This is a genomic window from Coleofasciculus sp. (assembly GCF_046565525.1).
Classification (GTDB): Bacteria; Cyanobacteriota; Cyanobacteriia; order Cyanobacteriales; family Coleofasciculaceae; genus Coleofasciculus.
On sequence record NZ_JBKHUP010000057.1, the window covers coordinates 32,049 to 53,162 of the forward strand.

Below are 21,114 nucleotides of genomic sequence, written 5' to 3' on the forward strand. Positions count from 1 at the left end.
AAAATAAATTAATGTATAAAATGCGATTTATCAGTCGATGTCAAGGTTAAAAGTTAGGGCTTGATTTTGAATAAATAGCACAATAATATCAGTAATATAAATGAGCATTAAAGATAGAGTCAGTAAAGTTTACAGTTCTCAAAATAATCAAGAAATTAGCGAAAACTATGACAGATGGGCGTCTGATTACGAACAAGATATGATTGGTGATACAGAGTACTTATCACCACAGAAAACGGCGGACATCTTACTCAAGTATGCCCCTAATACTGCTACAATTTTAGATGCTGGGGCGGGAACAGGTATGGCTGGTCAAATTCTCCACCAACGGGGCTACCATAACCTAGTTGCCATTGATATTTCCCCAGAAATGTTGAATAAAGCCCGTCAAAAGAATGTTTACACCGATTTATCTCAGCAAGTATTGGGAGAGCCTTTAGACTTCTCCTCTAACTTGTTTGATGCCATTATCAGTGTTGGTGTGTTTACTTATAATCATGCTCCGAGTCATGCTTTTGATGAGTTAATTCGCATTACTAAACCAGAGGGTTACATCATTTTTACCATGCGTCCTGACTTTTATGAAAGTAGCCAAGATTTTCAAACAAAGATGACGGAATTAGAGTCGTCGGGTCAATGGCAGTTGATCGAACGTGGAGAGCCATATTATCCCCACCCTAATACTAATCTGAAGACTTGTTTAGAAATATGGACTTATCAGGTTAAATAGATTAAAGCCTTATGTAGTAGAGAATCAAAGAAGAAGGTAAACATGAAACTGTGGAGTGATAGCTTTACCGATGGTGGTAAAATTCCCGAAACCTTTGGGTTTGGGAAATATCACCCAGAAAAGCATAGCGTATTTTCCGATAACAAAAATCCCCATTTAGCGTGGAGTGATTTGCCACCAAGAACCCGTTCTCTCGTCTTAATTTGCCATGATTCGGACGTGCCAAGTGTATTTGACGATGCCGAGCAAGAAGGTAAAATTGTATCAGCCAGCCTACCTCGCATAGATAGTTATCATTGGGTTCTGGTTGATTTGTCACCGGATATTCAATCGATCACGGCGGGTGAATTCAGTGATGGAGTGATTAAAGGGGGTAAAAATGGACCAGAAGCTCCTTTGGGTACTCGCCAGGGAATCAATGATTATGGCGAAGGATATGTTGATGATCCGGAAATGGCAGGAGATTATTTTGGCTATGATGGTCCTTATCCACCTTGGAATGATGAAAAGATTCATCACTATCATTTTACGCTCTATGCGACTGATCTAGACCGTTGTCCAGTTGAAGGTATTTTTACGGCGACGGATGTTTTAGAAGCCATAGAAGGTCATGTATTGGAAACAGCATCATTGACAGGAACCTATCAGATTTATCCTGATGCTGAGTAAACCATTTGAATTGAGACGTTTATTATATCGAAAGATGTCATGAAAACCAGGAAACTCGGTCGCCAAGGGCTGGAAGTGTCTACCATTGGTTTAGGCTGCATGGGCATGTCGGAATTTTATGGCAACGGTGACGAAACAGAAGCGATCGCGACGATTCGACGTGCCATCGATCTGGGCGTGACACTCTTCGATACAGCGGATATGTATGGTCCATTTACCAATGAAAAATTGGTGGGAAGAGCATTGAAACCCGATCGCGATCGCGTAGTGATCGCCACAAAATTTGGCTTTGTCCGTTCGCAAACTGGGGAATATTTAGGTCTTAGCGGTAAACCTGAGTATGTTAAAAGTGCCTGCGATGCTTCCTTGAAACGACTGGGCATCGATACAATAGACCTTTACTATCTGCATCGCGTCGATCTGGATGTTCCCATTGAAGAGACAATTGGGGCAATGTCAGAGTTGGTTAAGCAGGGCAAGGTGCGCTACCTTGGTTTATCAGAAGCCGCAGCACAAACGATTCGACGGGCTCATGCGGTTCATCCCTTAACCGCATTGCAATCTGAATACTCTCTATGGACGAGAGATCCGGAGGCTGAGGTAATACCAACCCTAAAAGAACTGGGTATTGGGTTTGTGGCTTTTAGTCCCTTGGGACGGGGATTTTTGACCGGACAGATTACCAGCCCTGAAGACTTGGCGGATGATGACTTGCGTAAGGGATTACCTCGCTTCCAGCCAGAAAACTTTCAACAGAATTTGGAATTGCTCAAACAAGTGAAAGCGATCGCGCAATCTCAAGGAGCTACACCCGCCCAGGTAGCCTTGGCTTGGTTGCTAGCCCAGGGAAGGGATATTGTTCCTATCCCTGGAACCAAGCGCCGCCGCTACTTAGAAGAGAATGTTACGGCTACCCAAGTGCAACTCACCCCTGATCAACTTACTCAGATTGAAGCCGTTGTAGTACAGGATGCTGTCAGGGGAACTCGCTATCCCGAATCCGACATGGGAGTCGTTAATCGGTGATATCCTCCCACACTTAATTATTCAACATTTCTACATCATGACGGAAAGCAATTAAAGCATGACTATTCTCCATTTCGACTAAGGTTTGGAAGATCTCGTCAGAGACTTCTGACGAGACAACGGTTTTCATCTCAATGTTGGTGTTATACCCAACAATATCCCCCATGCGCCTGCCATGACCCCCTTCACCGAGGACATCGTTGATGGTGTATCCTGTTACCCCTTTACTTCTGAGCAGTTTGATTAAACGATCTTTGAGTACGGACTCACCAATGATCGTCATTAAGACAGCGGGTTTGACAGAAATGGCTTCAGTAGACATAAGAAACTCCTAAAATGTTTGTTTAGGGAAGGATGACAGGCAAAGGATAACTCAATTCCTGTACCGATTCGAGACTTCCCGGAAAAATTCACCTCCTAAGATCTCTCGTCCCCAATCGACGAGTCGTTTTAATCCACTGGCGCAGTCGCTGTCGCAGATCATCGATATTAGGGGTTTGTTTACCATAACGCCAGCGCACATAAGCCTGAGAAATTTCATCAATTACGGCGGCTGAGTCAGAGGATTGCTGCTGACGCATGACTCTAGCATATTCTAACGGCGTCTGCGCGGGGTGCTTAATATATCCTTTAGCCCCCAAAACCTTTAACATTTGCTGGTAAAGCCGTTCCATGGGCGGTAATTTCCCTAACCAGCGACGGTAACGCCAGGTTTGCCACTGCACCCAACCTAACCAACCCACGAACCCCACCGCGATGGCTAAAATTAACCCGCCAAACAACCCAATCCAACCACTGGAGAGCATCGCCCACAGTCCCACGATTAGCCGCAGCAGCGAACCAATAATTAGATTCCACAATTCTCCGATAAAATTGCTTACGGGTGTGGGTAACCAACCTGCTACCCAACGCCAAAACTGACGCAGAACGCTAAAGGTTTCCGTGTCTTCTACGCTTTGGGGGACTAATTCGTGTCCGGGAATGGGGTCAAAGGCAAACCAGCCATAGTTGGGGAAATAGACCTCCGTCATGGCGTAAGCATCGGTATTTTTGACGATATATAAGCCTGTGAAGGGATTAAACTGACCGGTATCAAATCCTACGACTAACCGCGCCGGAATCCCGATAGAACGCAGCATGATGGTTAAGGCAGTGGAAAAGTGGTCTGGATAACCGCCTTCGTATTTAAATAGAAACGCTTCTACTAAATCTTCGTCTTCCTGTAAAAAGGGAAGTTCCAAGGGGTTATCTGGAATTCTATACCGTCGTTTAACCTCTTGAGCCAAATACAACGCCTTCTCGTAGGAGGAGGTGAGGGGTTTGGGGGAGGTGGCTAAGAGTTGTTCGGTTTTTTGCCGCACCTTATCCGCGATTTCTGGTGGAATATCAAGATAGTATTTTTGGATATTGTCTGGGTAAGTGTCCGGGGCTTGTTGGAGTTGGGTGCGATCGCGTACTGGTACTTCGGATATCACCGTGTAGGTCAATCCTTCAAGTAAAGCTAGAGGCGATCGCAAACTACCTTCTGTATCAATGGCTACTTCCCTTGTGGGAAAATAGAGTTGCTTGGGATAACTCAGGGCGGGAATAATATTAGGCAGTTCCGATACGGCAGTATAACTTTGAATTACCGTTTTGGTACGACCCAGATTAAAGCTGGTGGGATAGAGTTGGAATCGATAGGACCAAGGGGGACGACTCACTTCCAACACCTGATCTTCGCGAGACAATTCCCATCCTTGACCCGTATAGCGGTCAAAAGCCTGCACCCGCCAAAATCCAGGGGATTGGGAACGCACCCGCAAGACGACTTTCGGCTTGAGGGTGCCTCGGAGATTCTGGTTAATTTGGGTACCAAAACCATAGTAAAATGTCTCATCCATTTCACCAGGACCCCGACGGGGAGAGGTTCCCTTACCACCGGAACCATTCCCTTGACCCTCATATATAGGATTACGCACGTCCCGATTATTCCCCTGAAAATCTTGCTCATCCAAATCCAACGGCGCACTCACGGGAAAGGTTTGCAGTTGATAACCGGGAAACCGAGGCATTAGGGCGAAAATCCCCAAACCCAGGGCAATAATAACTAACAAAAAAATACTTAACCGTCGCAGTGACAGTGGCGAGAAACGTTTAGCCCCCTCCTTTGAGGTTTTACGTTTTGGCTTTGGCGATAAACCGATACGGGATTGGTAATCGAGGATCAGTGTGGGTAAAGCGATGGCTAAAAATATCAACAGTAGCGGGGCAAACGCTAAGGTTTGGCTCAGGGTTCCTGCCACTCCCAACAAAATCAACCCGATTACCATGGAATAGCCTAAATCCTTGCGCCGGGGCAAGTCAAAGCTGTGGAGAACTTGTACTTGAATTAATAATTCTGCGAGAACGAGGCGGGTATCATTGAGGCTGGCTAATAAATTATTAAAGAATACCCCCATAGCGACTAGCATCCCAATCGCCAAAAAGAACTTGACCGCAATGTTGCGATGGCGGCGACGATACCAACTCCAGGTTGCTCCAATAATGGACAACGGTACAGCCCAGGCGCTCATCTGAGTTTCAGCGGCGATATCTGTAGCGACAATTCCCACAATCACTAGCCCCTGTACGAGGACTCGTAATCCTATCGAGTCTTCGGTTTGAGGCAGTGGCATTGTGCCAAGACGCTGCCACACCTGATTTAAACCAGGTAGACGCCGGATTCGCTGCATCCCTGAAGGATTCGACATAACAATTGACTCTCTTGTGCGCGAGATGGCTGTTAGCTTAATTCACGGGTTCAATCGTATTGTATCTAAGTCCAAAGCCGGGAGTGAGAGAAGCTCCCACGGCTAACAGCTAGCACTTAACCCTTACAGGGTTGGGTAGATAGCAAAAACCAAGGGGTTTTCGTCTGAGTCTTGGAACCGAATTTCCAGGGGATAGGTTTGATTCGGCGGCAAATCGAAGGCTTCAACACTCACATAGCCGGGGTAGGTACGCTCAGATACGGCTGAACCTTCAGGTGTACGCAAGGTCAAACTGCCACTTTCAGGCAGATGGCTCATCACCCGCAGTGTGGGAACACCTTCTTGCATCTGATACTCGGCTTGGACAGTGACAACGCCGACAGAGGTTTGCCACTGGCGTTCAACCGGAGTCTGGTTGGGTGAAATGGGTACTGTCAACGTGCTAATAATCTCTTTAGCCGCTAACAATGCCAGAATCATCTGTTGCTCTGGGGTTGCTTGTTCATAGGGTGGGGATGGGAGTTGCTTGAGCAACAGTTGTAGTTGTTCAGAATCACGACCTGATCCCGAAGACAACAGTACCATCTGAGCTTGATTATTGAGCAACTGGAATTGGGCGGGGAATAAATTTTCCACCGCCTTGACCATTTTTCGCCCCAATTGATAGGGGGAATAGACTGACTCCGAACAAGCGTTAAATAGGGTAACTAGAACGTTTTCGGGGATGGGAACAGGTAGCGGTAGGTTCAAGAGTTGGGGAGTCCATAACTGAACCGATGGAACCCAATTTGGGGCTACACTGTCTGAGATCTCAGGTTCATATTCAAAACGATCCGTCTCCCAGGGGAACAAGGGGGGATGACGCTCAATTTCAACTTGCAGTTTGCGCTTAATTAGCGCCTCAAAACGATTTTGCACGATCGGCATATCTCCCAAGTTGTAGGGGCGGTTTGTACCGCCCAGTTCGATGTCCTCACGAGTAGGAATGTTTTCGGAACCCACTCGTGTGTGGTCATTAGCGATTTCGCCAGTTATAGTGGGTGCAATGTTCACGTCTTCAAAGTCCAGTGGATCTAACTCATCAAATTGAAAATCCGCTGCTTCTAGCTCATCGGTAGGGTCTAACCCATCGGGTTGACCACTGATTGATGTTGTAGCAGCAGGAACGGACTCTTGTAACAGCCAAGCCATTAAGCGGCTGTATAGGGTGTCCGAGTTATTGTTTATGTCACTATTCATCTTCCGATGCACCTGATCCGGATACTGAACGATTGCGAATATCCCAGGCAATTTCGAGCAATTTAAACCATCGCTTGTCAACCTGAGTCACCGTACAACCTAGGGCTTGGGCTATTTCTTGGGTTGAATGACCCTGCTGCTTGTGGTTAAGCAATTCCCTCTGTTGGGGATCAATTTTGTTCTGAAATAGCTGCCACTGGTGGGGGGTCAACCCCAGATTTTTCTCTAAATCGGCTTCCAGCCATTGGTGGACGAGTTCCCAACGGTGAGAAAGGGCAAACCGAATTAAATGATACTTAAATCGTTGCTGTAAGTAATCCCTCTGACGGGGGGTTAATCCTAATATCTCCTCAATTTCGCTCGTCGGCAAGTCTTGTAGACGCAGGGTGAAGTAGTCAGCACAGTCTTGTTGTTGTCGTTCTTCAAGATAGGCAAACAATTCCTCAACCACCTTATCCCGCAGGTTCGCTTCTAAGGGTTCAGGTTCAGAAGCCACCATCACCTCTCGCACCTGCTGAATCGCCGCATCATTCCAGGTATTTTCTGAATCGGGAGTACCCCCTTCGGCGGCGGTATCCATGTCTACGGAGGTTTCTGGGGGTTGCTGTTGGGAAAAGGTTTGCGCCCGCAAAATTAGCAGTTGCTGGGATCGCCGTCCGGGTAAGGGAATACGCCGCTTGGCATACCGTTCAGTAAACGCCATGTACTCCGATAACTCTAGTAGCGATCGCGGACGATAATTATCTTCAATGGACGTCTCACGCCGAAAGGCATTTAAAGATTCTACATAAAATCCCTGTAAGAAATCTTCAATCAGGGTAACGCGGGCTTGATAGCTCGCTGGGGTTTGAGACGGGGTAATATAGCGGTAGACGATCGCACTCAATGTACTCTGGAGTTCGATTCGTCCCCGGTGAGAACCAAGGCGATAATAGTTTAAGACTTGTTTGAGGCGATGGTTGGCTAGGGTCTTCGCCCAGCTTTCAACATCTCCAGACGTCTTAATTCGATGGCTTTCATTACAAATTCGAGTGACTTCATTCGCTAAACGCGCTGCTACATCCTGACAGTTCTGCTCCGATGCAGTCGTAGACTGCCGGAGTTCGTTAAATAGCAGTTGAAAAATAGCCTCCACGCCCTGGCAGACTTCCCTCATGATGTTCATTCTTTCACAAAGACCCTAACACATACACGCAACAACCGTTTTAATCTGGGTTTAGACTCATACATAGCAGTAAGACTTACTCGCTTGAGGATCGCTCGATGGATTTAACCCAACAGATTCAAGCCCTGATTGACAATGCCCCTGCTGATGGGACGACGCCGAAAATGGTTGAGGCGATTGCCCCTGTTCTAACCATGCTTGCCAGTCAGTTACACCACTCGGACTATCATATTCTCCAAACTCTGGATCAAGGTTGGGTGGTAACGACCCTGAGTAATCGTGCCCAGCCTGAGGTCGAAAAAAATGTGGTCTATGCTTTTCCTACACTCAAAGATGCGGCTGATTTTCAATCCAATTGGGACCCTCAAATCGTCGCTATGCTTGTGCCAGTCACTCATATTTTGTTCCAGATGTTAGCGCTTGACACGGTAAATAGCACCGTTTTCTTTGATACACCTGGTAATTTAACAGCCGGAACCGAGGTGCGTCGAGAGGATCTGCAACGCTTGGTTCAAACCCAGCTCCAGCATACTTACTCAGCACCTCGGTCATATCCTAGCAACCTCCCCCCAGATATTGCTTGATTTAAATTAACCTACAGCCGCTAAAATTCTAGGGGTTTGATGGGTACGCGATCAACTCGCCCGCTGCTTCGGTGCTGGAGGTTTCCCTAACCTTGACGTTTTGGTCAACCAACGCGGCTGTTATTTCTTCTGAAAACCCTGGCTTTTCTATTGTAAGCGGTTATAGTCGTTATCCAGTTTCAACGCCTGTAATTTATATCACAGAGGATGACCATGTCTGAATGTCCTGTTTGTCAAACCCAATATATCCCAAGCAATGGGAATTGTTGCTCTGTCTGTGGGTGGGATTTGACCCCCTATCCACCCACCTTAGTGCAGTCTGTACCCTCAGAATTTTTGCAGCAGCAGTCAGTTCAATTGGATTGGGCGAGGCAGATGTGGGCTAAGTGGTCATTTTCCCAAGGGGTTTGGCAAACGCTTTCTCCTCTCAAAGAACAGTTATCTCAAATTCAACAGCAGCTTCAGCAGGCACAACAGGAACGGCAGGATTTGCATGAGCAACTCCAACAACTGCTACCGCAACTGGATCAGCCCTTACCCACTCTCAACACGGAAACTCACCAAGAGTCAACGCCATTACCTCCCTTGGAAGTTGCTGTTTTGAATTATGAATTAATTGAACACCAATTCACGCTTAATGATTTTTCTGACTCAGTGTTATCGGTTGCCATTAGTCCAGATGGCGAAACTTTAGTCAGTGGCGGTTATGACAACATGATTAAACTGTGGAATCTCCAAACTAGAGAGATGATTCGCACAATTCCAGGGCATACCAATTCAGTTGTTTCTGTTGCCATTAGCCCCGATGGTGAAACGTTAATTAGTGGTAGTGCTGATAATAGCCTGAAAATTTGGAACTTAAACACGGGCGACTCAATAATGACGGCTGATGAACATTTGGATTCAGTTTTATCGGTGGCTATTAGCCCTGACCGCAAAACTGTAGCCAGCGCTAGTTCGGACGGTACGATTAAGCTGTGGGATTTGATCACTGGATATGAGATCCGCACGTTATTTGGTCATGCTGACGCCGTATTGTCAGTGGCTATTAGTCCCGATGGACAGAGTTTAGTTAGTGGCAGTTCTGATGATACGATTAAAGTCTGGAATTTGAAAAAAGGTAAAGAAATTCGTACCTTGATCGGACATACAAATTCTGTTCTTTCGGTGGCAATTAATCCCGATGGAAAAACCCTCGTGAGTGGGGGATATGATGATACAATTAGAGTGTGGAATCTAAAAACGGGGGAAGAAATTCGCACGATTACAGGTCATAACGATTCCGTCTTGTCGGTTGCTGTTAGTCCAGCTGGGCAAATTTTAGTTAGTGGTAGTTCTGACAATACAATTAAGGTTTGGCATCTGAAAACGGGAAAAGAAATCCACACCTTGAGGGGTCATTCGAGTTCGGTTATTTCAGTGGCACTAAGCCGAGATGGTAAAACAATAGCCAGTTGCAGTTCTGATAAAACGATCAAGGTTTGGCGCGTTTTGAGTTGACGTTAAATTGGGGTTATTTGTCATTCGTCATTTATTAGGGGAAAGTCAAGGTGTGACAACAAATTAAAAGCCTTTTCCTGACAGGGATTGAAGCTATTTAATTGGGCTACAATCCACACCCCACACCCTACCTTGGCTTCCTAATAATAAGTTTAGTAAAGTTTGATCACACTCCCTTGGATACTCCCGGCTAAAATTAATGTTATCGGTAGAAAAAAGTCTAAGTGCTGGGCTAACCTGTAAAATCCAAAATTCTCTCCAAAGCGGATTTAGAAATTCTTATAATTCTGAGAAGACTCTAAAGCTCATCCCATCATCATACAAGCTGACTTATATCACTGCTCAATAAGACTTGAATCACCTTTTAAGTTGCACGATATCACAGACGCTTCAGCTTATCATCACGGTAGTCTTTGACAATACTCCTCATACTAGGTAATGTTGAGTTCTGAGTTGTCCTATGCAAGTCCCCATCAGACTTTTACCGGGCGCGATCTCCGATTTATTTGCTCAAGTTAGTATGTGTGGGAAAATTACTATGGCAGATCGGTATGGACTCATGGCAGCTTTATTGGAGGATGATCTTACTGAAGAAGAAAGAAATTCTATTGATAGATTACTCCATGCTTTCTGTCGTGGACGTATGCATATCGTGGATAAAATTTCAATGGTTTTGTGATACTTATTAATCTCCATTGATTTTCTGCTCAAGGTACATTTATTGGAAAATTTAAAATGACTACCATCACTTGTGGAGACGTTTCTAAAAAATGTCTCTTTTTTATGGGATAGTTTGGCTGGGGGAGCAGCGACTTACAGTTTAGTGAGAAATATTGTGATTTATCTCACTAAATAGAACTAATTTATATCACGCCACTATGGCAATTAAGTTACAGTTGAATGCTGATTTAGTCACTTGCCTATCAGATTTTAATCACATTAGTACTTGACGTATATCACCAATAAAAAAAACATAAATCACTTTTTAATCCCAGCAAATGCCTCATAGTAAAATGGTTGCATTTATCGGAGTAATATGAAACGTAAAGTCCAACTTATACCGGGCGCAATTGCTGATTTATTTGCTCAAGTAAGTTGTTCTGGTAAAATTACACTGGCTGATAGATATGGACTCATGGCAGCCATGTTAGAAGACTCGCTCACAGAAGAAGAGAGACAGTCCATTGATAGACTGCTGCGTGCTTTGAGCAAGGGACGCATGCAAATCGTTAATGAACTTTCAGCACAGCGGTGTTGTGCTGATTCTCCGTCGTCTTTTTCAGTAACTAACTTCAGGTTAAAGAATTAGACGCCATCCACTGACGAGTGCCAAAAAATTGACAAGAGTGGGCGGCAACTTTTGCTGAAGCAACTAGGGCTTCAGTAAACGTATGTTTGAGGATAGAGTGACAGAATGCCCCATGAAAAACATCACCGGCTCCCAATGTATCAACCGCATCAACACAAGGGACTGATAATTGACCCGACATTCCCCGAGTAAGGTAATCAATCGGTTTTTTCCCATGGGTAATCGCAATGTGAGGAATTCCAGCAGCTCTAAGATAAGCGATCGCGTCTTTGTGAGTTTGACAGTCTGGGGGATAAAAATTCGCTGAGCATAAGGCATAATCGACAAAAGGCAAAAGATTTTCTAATCCGGGTTTCCAACTTCCCCCATCCAAGACAACTGGGATCTGGCGGGATTTTGCGGATTGAGCGATCGCGCAACTCACTGCTATTTGATGACCATCAATCATCACAATATCAATATCAGTGTCAATACCGGGCGGTAGTTGCTCAATCTCCGCTTGAATCTTAGCCGCATTAATCGAAACCACAGCGCGATCGCCAGTCCCTTGGGTAACAATAATTGAAGAAATGGGTGGGGGACTAGTTACTGTTGGATCTAAATCAGCCAGAGTTACTCCCTGATCTTGCAAATCGGAACGGATCAGGGGTGTAATGGGGTGAGTTCCCACTACACCTAAGATTGTCGCGCGATCGCCTAAATAACTAAATGTGACAGCCGCGTTTGTGGCTGGACCCCCAGCCGCCACGGTATAATCAGAAGCAGCAATTTTTTCATTTTGACCCGGTAGTTTAGGGCTAAGGTAAACCAGGTCTAATGTGACCATACCCACGAAAAGCCCATTGTTTGCCATTGATTGTAGATTAGAGAAATAGCGGTTAACGAGATAATCATAAGGGGTTACTTGATATCTCATCAATCAGATCATGCCTGTTTCTCAGACGTTCCACCGGAACGCCTCTACAATCTCCCCTTTAAGGAATTCGTTCGACGGGTAAACCCGTAGGTCCTAAGCCTTCAAACATCAAAACCTCACAAGATGGCAGAGTTAGAGTAGTGTAATCGCAGGTATACGTAGCTAAGGGTTCGGCTCGGTCATTGAAGACTCGGACATTATAGTTATAGTCTCTAGCAACAGTTCCGAAATGATTAATGAAGCTGTATCGTTCTAAGTAGTTTAGCAGCGTCCACGGTTGACGGCTAACAACCAAATCCACCCGCTGCTCATCTTGGTAAGCGAGCCAGTTCACGAGCAGTTTACCGCCAAATTCATCAAACTGATCTTCTGCCCACCAAAGGCTGGGAATTGTAATATGTTGCTGGGAGATTGTATTGGCTGTAATGATATTGGGAGGTAGGACAGCCTCAGGTTCTAGTAGTTCTGTTTCTAGGGGGACTAAGGACGGTATTGGTGCAGAAGTGCGTTGCGCCGTTGCTGTTGGTGTGATCAACAGCAGGAAGGAAATGGCGATGAGCCAAATTTTTAATTGCCCCAACTGACTGAACACTGATTTAATCATCATTTCTTTACTCTAATTGTATGAGTTCTTGACATCCTCCCACAGCAAATCAAAGATTATGGCGTGGGACTTATAGCTCCCCAAACCCCTCACCAGTTAAATTAGGGAAGATTTTGTTGGCATAGTTGGAAGATATACCGCAGCCGTCCGAGTAAGAGTTCCATATCTCCAGTTGAATACAGAGGCGTTTCATACCCAATACCCTCGATAGCGAGCTTGTAGAATCTCCAGCCTTCGCCATTCGTAACAATGCCCAAAATATCTATGTCATGGTTATGCTGTTGATTGTTCCACTGGCAGGCTTGCATCTCTACCAGGCATTGAGCTAACCCTTGCTCGAAATCATCTTTTTTGGCTTCAATGATACACAACATCGGCATATCTAGAAATCGCTTACGTTCAGCAATCAGGTAATCTACATATCCTGCTAGCTGATCGCTTTCAAGCTGCGCTCCTTTCCAGATTTTGAGGCGATCACAAGGGTTAATGGCTTCATCGCATATAGCATCAATCAAAAGCTTTTTGGATTCTTCATAGCTTTCAAGATCGAAGTGGCGGTTGAGTCGGGTGAGGTGTTCTTGGAAAAAGGCACTGAGTGGAACGGGTTCAGTTTCCAGTATCCAAGGTAGCAGATCGATGAGTCCAACGTACTGAAATGCCTCGCCTTTCCTGAAGCTAGAGAATTTGCGCTTCTTCGATTTTGGGATTTTCTCTCTGCGACTTTTTCCACTTTTCATGAGATCACCTCAACCCACTATTCTGGAGGAGGAACTTTTTTCTAGAGAAATTAATTTCCTTGAGCTTTTTAATTCCATCTGTCTCTTTTTTCCCAAAGTAGTATGATCACGGTTTCCTTTCAAGTACCATTAGCCCCAAAGCCGACGCCGAGGAGATCCATTGAGACGTTGATGAGTATCGGCTAGCAAACCAGGAATATCGAGTTGTTCCGGACAACGGGGTAAGCAGTCACCACAGCTTGTACAACGATTACCCTTAACCCCAGCAAACCAATGTCCTGCATTTTCAAACATGCCATAGCGGTATTGCCCGTAATCTGTCATATCATAAGCCACGGCTAAGTTCCGCAGCCTTAATACTTCTGGAATGTTAATCTTTTCCGGACAAGGCAGACATTGGTAACATTGGCTACAACGGTCTGTTCCTAAAGCCGTTTCAGCTTGGGTTTCTAAACGGGAAAATACTTCACTTTCTTGGGGAGTCAGGGAGTCATCCCGCTCCGCAACGGCTAATGGGGCGTCCAATTCCTTTGGGTTAGCAGGTCCCACGCTCAGGGTGGTAATTCGGCGATCGCTCAATAAAAAACGATAGTTTAACTCTAATGGTGAGAAGGGATAGCAGAGTTCGACGAGTTTCGCCGGGGGGGTGTAGAGTCGTCCGCCCTTATCCGCCGGAGATATGATAAACACACCCATATCCTTCTGGTGCGCCAATTCTACGGCTGGACTATGGCGCTGAAAGATATAGTAGTAATGTAGGTTGATAAATTCAAATAAATTGGTCTGGATTGCTGCTACTATGACCTCTAGGGGAGCATGAGTGGAAAAGCCGAGGTGTCTAATCTGACCCTCTGCTAATGCGTCTTGTATTGCCTGCATACAGCCTCTCGGAGACTCAACCCAGGTCAGATGTTCCCAGGTGTTGATTCCATGAATGGCTAAGCAATCCAGATAGTCTAGCTGTAGACGCTCTAAGGATTCATTAATCCACTGACCCATGATTTGAGGATCAGGCGTTGGCGGTAGCTTAGTCGTGATCGTGAGTTGTTCTCGTGGTACGGGTAATTTTTTGAGGATATTCCCCAAATACTGCTCGCTTTTACCATAACTGCGGGCGGTTTCTAGGTGATTAATCCCCTTCGCGATCGCGTGTTGTACGGTAAATTGAGCATCTGACTCGCCCGCCAAGCAGCGCATGGTTCCTAGGGAAAATACGGATAGCCACAGATTGGTTTTCCCAAACCGTCGATAACGCATTTGTGACTTACCATCCCCTTACCATTCCATGAGCAATGACCACCTAAGCTTCACCGCCGGTTTTAAATCCTTTATGCTGGGAAAAGTCTTCCGGTCGGATATTGGAGACAAACTCTCTAAAAGCTCGTCGTTCTTCTTCATCCGCATCTCGATCAACGGGTATTGACGCATCCGCGATCACTTCTTCCATCACCCAGATTGGGCTATCCGTGCGAAGGGCGATCGAGATCGCATCACTGGGTCTAGCATCAATTTCCTTTTTCACTTCACCCTGACGCACACAGAGGATAGCATAGAAGGTATTATCTTGGAGTGAGTGGATAATGATCCGCTCTAACTTCATGTCCCATGTTTCCATGAGACTCACAAACAAATCGTGTGTCAGAGGGCGGGGAGCCTTTTGGCGTTCTAAAGCGCTGATAATTGCTTTTGCCTGATCTTGTCCAATGTAAATCGGGAGAGCGCGTCGCTCTTGTGAGTCTTTCAGCAGCACGATTGGACTACGGGTGACAGCATCTAATGCAATTCCAGCAACTTTCATTTCAATCATTAGCTTAGCCTCTAGAATACAGTCGGCGTCGAGGGCATCAACGCGAAGCAGTAAAGCCCCATGGGATGGATTTAAAGTAGAACAATTGTACTAGCTTATCTGACTTCACCGATTAACCCCAGAATCAGTCCTCTAGTATCAAATTGGGCGGAGATCAACGAGATTGTATTCTCCCAGTATGCCCCAGTCTCAGGACGTTTGTTTCGGGACTTTATCAAAAAAAACACATAACCGTTCATCCTTGTCCCCAATAGCTCTCTAGCGGTTAATCTCCCTCGCTTTGATCAACTGCCACCTCCTTGCTTTGCCTCCTAACATTGGTATAGACTTGTTTTGATAAGCGATGAACTAAGTGCTTCAAGTGATTGAATTGCAACTTTAGCTTGACTTATGTTGCCGTATTAGGGTAGGACTAATCATTAAACACTGGTTAGTTAAAAAGAGTTCCTCAGTGAAACTTCCCCTTCACTACCCCCAAAACCATTTTATCACGGAGCCTCTATAATCGGTGATCCGCGACCCGCTACTTTGATCAAATCGTGTTCACAGGATTAATTCAAGCACTAGGCACCCTGCAACCGCTAGGCGGCGATCGCTTTCAATTGACTTGTCTTCCTGACAAGGCAGCCGTGATTCTAGACGATCTAGCCATTGGTGATAGTGTAGCTGTTGATGGAATATGTTTGACGGTGGAAGAAATTTTGTCCCAAGGTTTTGTGGCAACAGCTTCCGATGAGACATTAAGCCGCACTACTCTGGGGCAAAGGCATCAAGCTGCTACCTATGTCAATTTGGAAACATCAATACGAGTCGGTAGTAAACTAGGGGGACATTTTGTCACAGGTCACATTGATGGGATTGGTTCTCTCCAGGACTCTGTAAAAACAACAAATTCCTGGATTCTATGTTTTACTTCACCGGCATCCTTACAAAATTTATGGCAGCGTCATGTTGCTCGTTTTCTCGTTCCGAAGGGGAGTATTGCTGTCAATGGCGTCAGTTTGACCATTGCTGAGTGTGATCCCCACGGAAGTTGGTTTAAGGTGGCAGTTATTCCCCACAGTTATGCTCAAACCAATTTGAGTTATTTGCAGTTAGGACAGTGGGTGAACTTAGAAAGCGATATTTTAGGCAAGTATGTTGAGAAATTACTATTACTAGGGGATCAAGTCAAGAGTGTGAATTCTTTATCTACAGATGATATTTCACCTGAATTTCTCGCCGAACACGGGTATTTGTGAATTATGAAGTAGCCAAAGTGTGGGGAACTCAGGCTGACGTCCACAGGCAACTCAAATAGCGTAATCATTCCGTATCGCATCATGTAGTACAGAATGTAGGTTTCTCCTTTGCTATTTTTTAGGTTTTTTTACCCCTTCAGACAATAGCGTTTATCTTGGAAATATAGTTGTCGCCATAAAGGTAAGGATATAAGCAATTATTACGCCTTGCTCTGAGATAAAATGGCGTTTGGTTAAAACTTGGTCATCAGTGGTGGGAAGCTGATGGCACTAAAGTGCCTACTAGGAACTTACAGGAGAGAATAAACGATGACGAATAGAATAACAGAAGTTGTTGGAGATGATGGCGAAACCATTTATATCCAATATGATGATGAAGACAGTGATGCACTGCAAGCCGTGGGCTTTATTGATGATATTCAAGAGAGAACAAATAAATTAAAACGAACTATGAAGAGTACAGTCAAGAGTTACTCTAAACTGGTACTCGATAGTGTAAAACAGGGACTGACTGATAACCTAGCACCGAGTAAAGTTGCCTTAGAATTTGGCTTACAAACAGGGGGAGAAACCGGAATACCCTTTGTCACCAAAGGAACCGCCCAAGCCAATGTAAAAGTCACCATTGAATGGGATTTAAGTCAAAAAAATCCACCCAGTTTGTAGTCAGGGAACCTGAGCTCATCAAACTACAAGAACCCAACCCAATGCTCTTGTTGTTTGTAGTAATGGCTTTAGCCTATCAAACTACAAGAACCCAACCCAATCCTTTCGTCATACCCAAACACCAGAACCAAACATCATCTATGATGAAATAAGATAACTCCCCCATACCTAACACTTCACCGGAAAACACCAAACCAGAGAATCGGGGCGGGTTTAATTGCATCTAGGTACAACCGAAAAGATAGTCGTAAAACCCGCCCCTACAAATTGACGCGCTTATCCCATCAAACGTCAACCCCATCCCAGTTTAAGATGAGTTACTATGGTCTTGACCAACTCCGGGAATCCATGGTGAAAATCCTGAATCCCGCTAAAGGAGAAACCGCAGGTTCAGGTTTCCTCATTCGGTCTGATGGTTACTTAGTCACTTGTCACCATGTTATTTATTTACTTGATCGCCTCATAGTAGAATATCAGGGACAGGAATACGAGGCGCAATGGTGCGAAGCCTTATCTAATCCAGATGTTGATATTGCCATTCTCAAGATAACGATTGAAAACGCCCCCGCCGTACCGATAATTAATCCGCAACAGTTATCAACCTCGGTAACGGTTTATGGATTTCCGCCCTCGCGAAAGAATTTTTTTCCCGAAGGGATTAACTTTTCCGCGCCAACCATTCGCCCCAGTGCGCCTGTTAAAATTCTACCCACCTATCGCATCCAAACTGTAACCGCGACAAATCATTGGAATCGATTACCCCAAGAACAGTCTACTTTTTTGTCTCATCGAATTGATACGAAAGTTGATCCAGGAACTAGCGGCGGCGCTGTTTTTGCTGAAGACTTGGGTGGTGTGGTGGGCGTGATTCAGTGTAGTAAAAGCGATGAAAGTTATCTGATTCGCTGGGACAATTGTTTAGAGAGTTTGGATGAACTGGGGTTAGAACCGGAGAAAAATGCCGTTTGTCAATTTCTGGAGGCGATTGAAAATGATCAACGATTTAAATCCATTGGCTTTTTCCACACACCGCAAAAAGTTGTATTGCAAGAGCAATATATTCCGATTCAAGTCACCCTGGAACGGAAGTATAAGCATGAGGTAGAAACGACGTGGGGGTATGGGGAATCTGAGGCAGAAATTAAACGGGTTTATGCGCTCAAAGGTGGGGTAGAAGCGGTTGAGGAATCGCGACAAACTCAGGTGGATTGGCAAGAGGCGAAAAAAGAGCATTCCAGATTAATGGTTTTGGCTGATCCGGGGATGGGGAAGTCTACGTTATTAAAAATGGAGGCGGGATTAATTGCTAAACAGGAGAGGGAAAACCTAACCCCCCAGATTTCTTCTCGATTAGATCTCTCTTCCGTTACCCTTATAGATCCCCCTTCCGTCCCCCTTAAAAAGGGGGAAACTAAAGAAGGCGGCGCTGATATTGTACCGAACGGAGAACCAGATTCTCCTCGTATAACCCACCTTAAAAAGGAAGAAACTAAAGAAGGCGGCGCTGGTATTGTACCGAACGGAGAACCAGATTCTCCTCGTATAACTCCCTTTAAAAAGGGAGAAATCAAAGAAGGCAGCACTGATATTGTACCGAACGGAGAACCAGATTTCCCTCATATAACCCCCCTTTTGAAGGGGGGGAGGGGGGATCAAAAAGCCTTGGGTGAGAGTTCAACTGTCAACTTAAACAAGGTAGAAACCAGGGCAATAGATGATGTAATATTCCCCCTATTTCTGCGCCTATCCGACTTGGATGAAACTCCCCAAGAAATCATTGAGTCAATACCTCAACTGATCCAGCGAGATTATCCGAAAAACTATCCAGCTATTGACACACTGCTACAAGAAAAATTAGAGAATGGCAAATGTTACTTACTATTAGATGCCTTAGATGAAGTCCCCAAACAGAATCGGACTCGTTTAGCCGAAAAGCTAAATCGATTTGCCCGCAATTATAACTGTCCGATGATTTGCACCTCTCGCATTGTTGGCTATGGCGGTGCTTTTTTGCAGGAGGCAAAAGAAGTAGAAATTGTTCCGTTTAGTCAAAAGCAAACCGAAGCCTATATTCAAACCTGGTTTAAAAATGCGGCGGGTTATCTAGAAGATGATTCTGTCTCAGCCGAGGGATTGATTGAAGAACTCCGCCATAAACCCCAAATTAGTGGATTGGCTCAAAATCCATTATTGTTGTCGTTACTGTGTAGTTTATATCAAGTCAAAGGATTGACGCTTCCAGCACGGCGGACTCAGGTGTATGGTAAAGCCGTGGATTATATGTTGGGTAAATGGGGAGTTGATAATCATCGACAATGGGTGAATGAGGCGCGAGTATCAGCTAAAAAAGAGCTTTTGCAGGAACTGGCTTATCAATTTAGTGCTGAAGGCAAGGAAATTTTTTCCATAGACGAACTCAGGCGCAAGATAGAAAACTATCTGGGAAGTGAGCAGGTGTGCAGTGATTTTAAATCGCTGAGTGCGGCGAGTTTGATTGAGGAGTTGTCTGAGAATGATGGTATTATTCAACTATTGGATAGAGGGGGCGATCGCTATCTTTTTCTCCACCGCACGTTTCAGGAGTATTTGACAGCAGCGTATTTGAGTCGGGTTGAGAATGGGGTGGCGTTAGCGCGGCAGCATTTTTGGGACTATGACTGGCATGAAACCCTAAGTTTGCTGGCGGGATTGATGAATAATCCGATTCCTTTGCTGCAAGCGATTACCAAGGAAAAGGATGATATTTTTAAAACGCTTTTACTGTTAGCGGGGCGATGTTTGGCGGAATGTTCAGAATGTTCTCACCCTTTGGTTACTAAGGTAATTGATAGACTGTACAAGTTTTGGCTGTCTTATCCAAGGGTTGGGTTTATCACTTCCACGCTTGTGGCACTGAGTCAGGTGAATTCGCAGATGGTTCAGAAGTGGCAAGCTGCCCTCCATGATTCCGATAGTTACGTGAGAAGCACAGCAGCAGAAGCTTTGGGTAAGATCGGCAATACTCAAGCTGTCGAGGGTTTAATTGCTGCCCTTAATTATTCCCATAGTGAAGTCAGAAGGGAAGCAGCAGAAGCCTTGGGTAAGATAGGCAATACTCAAGCTGTCGAGGGTTTAATTACTGCCCTTCATGATTCCAATAGTGACGTGAGATGGAGGGCAGCAGTAGCTTTGGCTAAGGTAGACAATACTCAAGTTGTCGAGGGTTTAATTGCTGCTCTCCATGATTCCGATAGTTACGTGAGAAGCACAGCAGCAGAAGCTTTGGGTAAGATAAGCAATACTCAAGCTGTCGAGGGTTTAATTGCTGCCCTCCATGATTCCAATAGTGACGTGAGATGGAGGGCCGCAGTAGCTTTGGCTAAGATAGGCAATACTCAAGTTGTTGATAGTTTAATCGCTGCCCTCCATGATTCCAATAGTGACGTGAGATGGGAAGCAGCAGCAGCTTTGGCTGAGATAGGCAATCCTCAAGCTGTTGATAGTTTAATCGCTGTCCTCCATGATTCCAATAGTGACGTGAGATGGGAAGCAGCAGCAGCTTTGGGTAAGATAGGCAATACTCAAGCTGTTGATGGTTTAATTGCTGCCCTCCATGATTCCAATAGTGACGTGAGATGGAGGGCAGCAGTAGCTTTGGGTAAGATAGGCAATACTCAAGCTGTTGATAGTTTAATTACTGCCCTTCATGATTCTAATAGTGAAGTCAGAAGGGAAGCAGCAGAAGCCTTGAGTAAGATAGGCAATACTCAAGCTGTTGATAGTTTAATTGCTGCCCTCAACCATTCCAAGAGTGACGTGAGATGGAAAGCAGCAGTAGCTTTGGGTAAGATAGGCAATACTCAAGCTGTTGATAGTTTAATTGCTGCCCTCTATCATTCCGATCCTTACTTGAGATGGGAAGCAGCAGTAGCTTTGGGTAAGATAGGCAATACTCAAGCTGTCGAGAGTTTAATTGCTGCCCTCTATCATTCCCATTCCGATCCTTACTTGAGATGGGAAGCAGCATGGGCTTTGGGTAAGATAGGGGATACTCAAGCTGTCGAGGGTTTAATTGCTGTCCTCAATGATTCCGATAGTAACGTGAGAAGGGAAGCAGCATGGGCTTTGGGTAAGATAGGGGATACTCAAGCTGTCGAGGGTTTAATTGCTGTCCTCAATGATTCCGATAGTAACGTGAGAAGGGAAGCAG

19 protein-coding genes are annotated in these 21,114 nt (G+C 45.2%); 10 read left to right on the plus strand and 9 right to left on the minus strand.

Annotation, left to right across the window (positions count from 1 at the left end; all coding sequences use genetic code 11):
• Nucleotides 1-100 precede the first annotated feature (100 nt).
• The 3 genes from ACLGGO_RS20275 to ACLGGO_RS20285 are packed head-to-tail and all read left to right on the plus strand — an operon-like array spanning nucleotide 101 to nucleotide 2,425.
• Nucleotides 101-730, plus strand: coding sequence for a class I SAM-dependent DNA methyltransferase (locus ACLGGO_RS20275; protein WP_446362382.1), 630 nt, complete (start codon nucleotides 101-103; stop codon nucleotides 728-730).
• Nucleotides 731-772: 42 nt separating this feature from the next.
• The gene (locus ACLGGO_RS20280; RefSeq protein ID WP_446420660.1) at nucleotides 773-1,399 is read left to right on the plus strand and encodes a YbhB/YbcL family Raf kinase inhibitor-like protein; all 627 of its coding nucleotides are present in this window, start codon (nucleotides 773-775) and stop codon (nucleotides 1,397-1,399) included.
• Between the two features lie 39 nt (nucleotides 1,400-1,438).
• Nucleotides 1,439-2,425 (plus strand): aldo/keto reductase, encoded by a 987-nt coding sequence (locus ACLGGO_RS20285; protein WP_446420661.1) that lies wholly within the window; start codon nucleotides 1,439-1,441, stop codon nucleotides 2,423-2,425.
• Nucleotides 2,426-2,438: 13 nt separating this feature from the next.
• On the opposite strand, the gene ACLGGO_RS20290 is transcribed toward ACLGGO_RS20285, so the two are convergent.
• From ACLGGO_RS20290 to hetZ, 4 genes are all read right to left on the minus strand, one after another.
• The gene (locus tag ACLGGO_RS20290) at nucleotides 2,439-2,747 is read right to left on the minus strand and encodes a P-II family nitrogen regulator (protein WP_446420662.1); all 309 of its coding nucleotides are present in this window, start codon (nucleotides 2,745-2,747) and stop codon (nucleotides 2,439-2,441) included.
• A gap of 88 nt (nucleotides 2,748-2,835) precedes the next feature.
• Entirely contained in the window at nucleotides 2,836-5,157 is a 2,322-nt protein-coding gene (locus ACLGGO_RS20295; protein ID WP_446420663.1) for a transglutaminaseTgpA domain-containing protein, read from the minus strand.
• Between the two features lie 123 nt (nucleotides 5,158-5,280).
• Nucleotides 5,281-6,396, minus strand: coding sequence for a hypothetical protein (locus tag ACLGGO_RS20300; RefSeq protein ID WP_446334882.1), 1,116 nt, complete (start codon nucleotides 6,394-6,396; stop codon nucleotides 5,281-5,283).
• Nucleotides 6,389-7,552 (minus strand): heterocyst differentiation protein HetZ, encoded by a 1,164-nt coding sequence (gene hetZ / locus ACLGGO_RS20305; protein ID WP_446334883.1) that lies wholly within the window; start codon nucleotides 7,550-7,552, stop codon nucleotides 6,389-6,391. The genes ACLGGO_RS20300 and hetZ overlap by 8 nt, the downstream gene beginning before the upstream one ends.
• Nucleotides 7,553-7,659: 107 nt before the next feature.
• Between hetZ and ACLGGO_RS20310 the strand changes: the two genes are divergently transcribed.
• The 4 genes from ACLGGO_RS20310 (at nucleotide 7,660) to ACLGGO_RS20325 (ending at nucleotide 10,954) form a co-directional block, all read left to right on the plus strand.
• Entirely contained in the window at nucleotides 7,660-8,145 is a 486-nt protein-coding gene (locus ACLGGO_RS20310; protein ID WP_446420664.1) for a hypothetical protein, read from the plus strand.
• Nucleotides 8,146-8,358: 213 nt separating this feature from the next.
• The gene (locus tag ACLGGO_RS20315; RefSeq protein ID WP_446420665.1) at nucleotides 8,359-9,645 is read left to right on the plus strand and encodes a WD40 repeat domain-containing protein; all 1,287 of its coding nucleotides are present in this window, start codon (nucleotides 8,359-8,361) and stop codon (nucleotides 9,643-9,645) included.
• Nucleotides 9,646-10,105: 460 nt separating this feature from the next.
• Complete coding sequence (locus ACLGGO_RS20320) at nucleotides 10,106-10,324, plus strand: hypothetical protein (protein ID WP_446334886.1); 219 nt, start codon at nucleotides 10,106-10,108, stop codon at nucleotides 10,322-10,324.
• A 357-nt stretch (nucleotides 10,325-10,681) separates the two neighbouring features.
• Nucleotides 10,682-10,954, plus strand: a complete 273-nt coding sequence (locus ACLGGO_RS20325) for a hypothetical protein (protein WP_446334887.1) — start codon at nucleotides 10,682-10,684, stop codon at nucleotides 10,952-10,954.
• On the opposite strand, the gene ACLGGO_RS20330 is transcribed toward ACLGGO_RS20325, so the two are convergent.
• The 5 genes from ACLGGO_RS20330 to ACLGGO_RS20350 all read right to left on the minus strand — a co-directional run bounded on the left by ACLGGO_RS20330 (nucleotide 10,938) and on the right by ACLGGO_RS20350 (nucleotide 15,018).
• The gene (locus ACLGGO_RS20330; RefSeq protein ID WP_446420666.1) at nucleotides 10,938-11,807 is read right to left on the minus strand and encodes a sugar kinase; all 870 of its coding nucleotides are present in this window, start codon (nucleotides 11,805-11,807) and stop codon (nucleotides 10,938-10,940) included. The two genes, ACLGGO_RS20325 and ACLGGO_RS20330, sit on opposite strands and share 17 nt — an antisense overlap.
• Before the next feature lie 121 nt (nucleotides 11,808-11,928).
• Nucleotides 11,929-12,477 carry a hypothetical protein gene (locus ACLGGO_RS20335; protein ID WP_446420667.1) on the minus strand — a complete coding sequence of 183 codons (549 nt, stop codon included), beginning with the start codon at nucleotides 12,475-12,477 and terminating at the stop codon, nucleotides 11,929-11,931.
• A 98-nt stretch (nucleotides 12,478-12,575) separates the two neighbouring features.
• Nucleotides 12,576-13,211, minus strand: coding sequence for a hypothetical protein (locus ACLGGO_RS20340; protein ID WP_446420668.1), 636 nt, complete (start codon nucleotides 13,209-13,211; stop codon nucleotides 12,576-12,578).
• A gap of 129 nt (nucleotides 13,212-13,340) precedes the next feature.
• Nucleotides 13,341-14,468 carry an aldo/keto reductase gene (locus tag ACLGGO_RS20345; RefSeq protein ID WP_446334891.1) on the minus strand — a complete coding sequence of 376 codons (1,128 nt, stop codon included), beginning with the start codon at nucleotides 14,466-14,468 and terminating at the stop codon, nucleotides 13,341-13,343.
• Nucleotides 14,469-14,511: 43 nt separating this feature from the next.
• Nucleotides 14,512-15,018 (minus strand): bifunctional nuclease family protein, encoded by a 507-nt coding sequence (locus ACLGGO_RS20350; protein WP_446334892.1) that lies wholly within the window; start codon nucleotides 15,016-15,018, stop codon nucleotides 14,512-14,514.
• A 539-nt stretch (nucleotides 15,019-15,557) separates the two neighbouring features.
• On the opposite strand from ACLGGO_RS20350, the gene ribE reads away from it, so the two are divergent.
• The 3 genes from ribE to ACLGGO_RS20365 form a co-directional block, all read left to right on the plus strand.
• Nucleotides 15,558-16,259 (plus strand): riboflavin synthase, encoded by a 702-nt coding sequence (ribE, locus tag ACLGGO_RS20355; RefSeq protein WP_446357685.1) that lies wholly within the window; start codon nucleotides 15,558-15,560, stop codon nucleotides 16,257-16,259.
• A 309-nt stretch (nucleotides 16,260-16,568) separates the two neighbouring features.
• Nucleotides 16,569-16,925 carry a CU044_2847 family protein gene (locus ACLGGO_RS20360; RefSeq protein ID WP_446420669.1) on the plus strand — a complete coding sequence of 119 codons (357 nt, stop codon included), beginning with the start codon at nucleotides 16,569-16,571 and terminating at the stop codon, nucleotides 16,923-16,925.
• Nucleotides 16,926-17,237: 312 nt separating this feature from the next.
• Nucleotides 17,238-21,114 (plus strand): HEAT repeat domain-containing protein (locus ACLGGO_RS20365; RefSeq protein WP_446420670.1); only part of this gene is annotated, 3,877 nt, incomplete at its 3' end.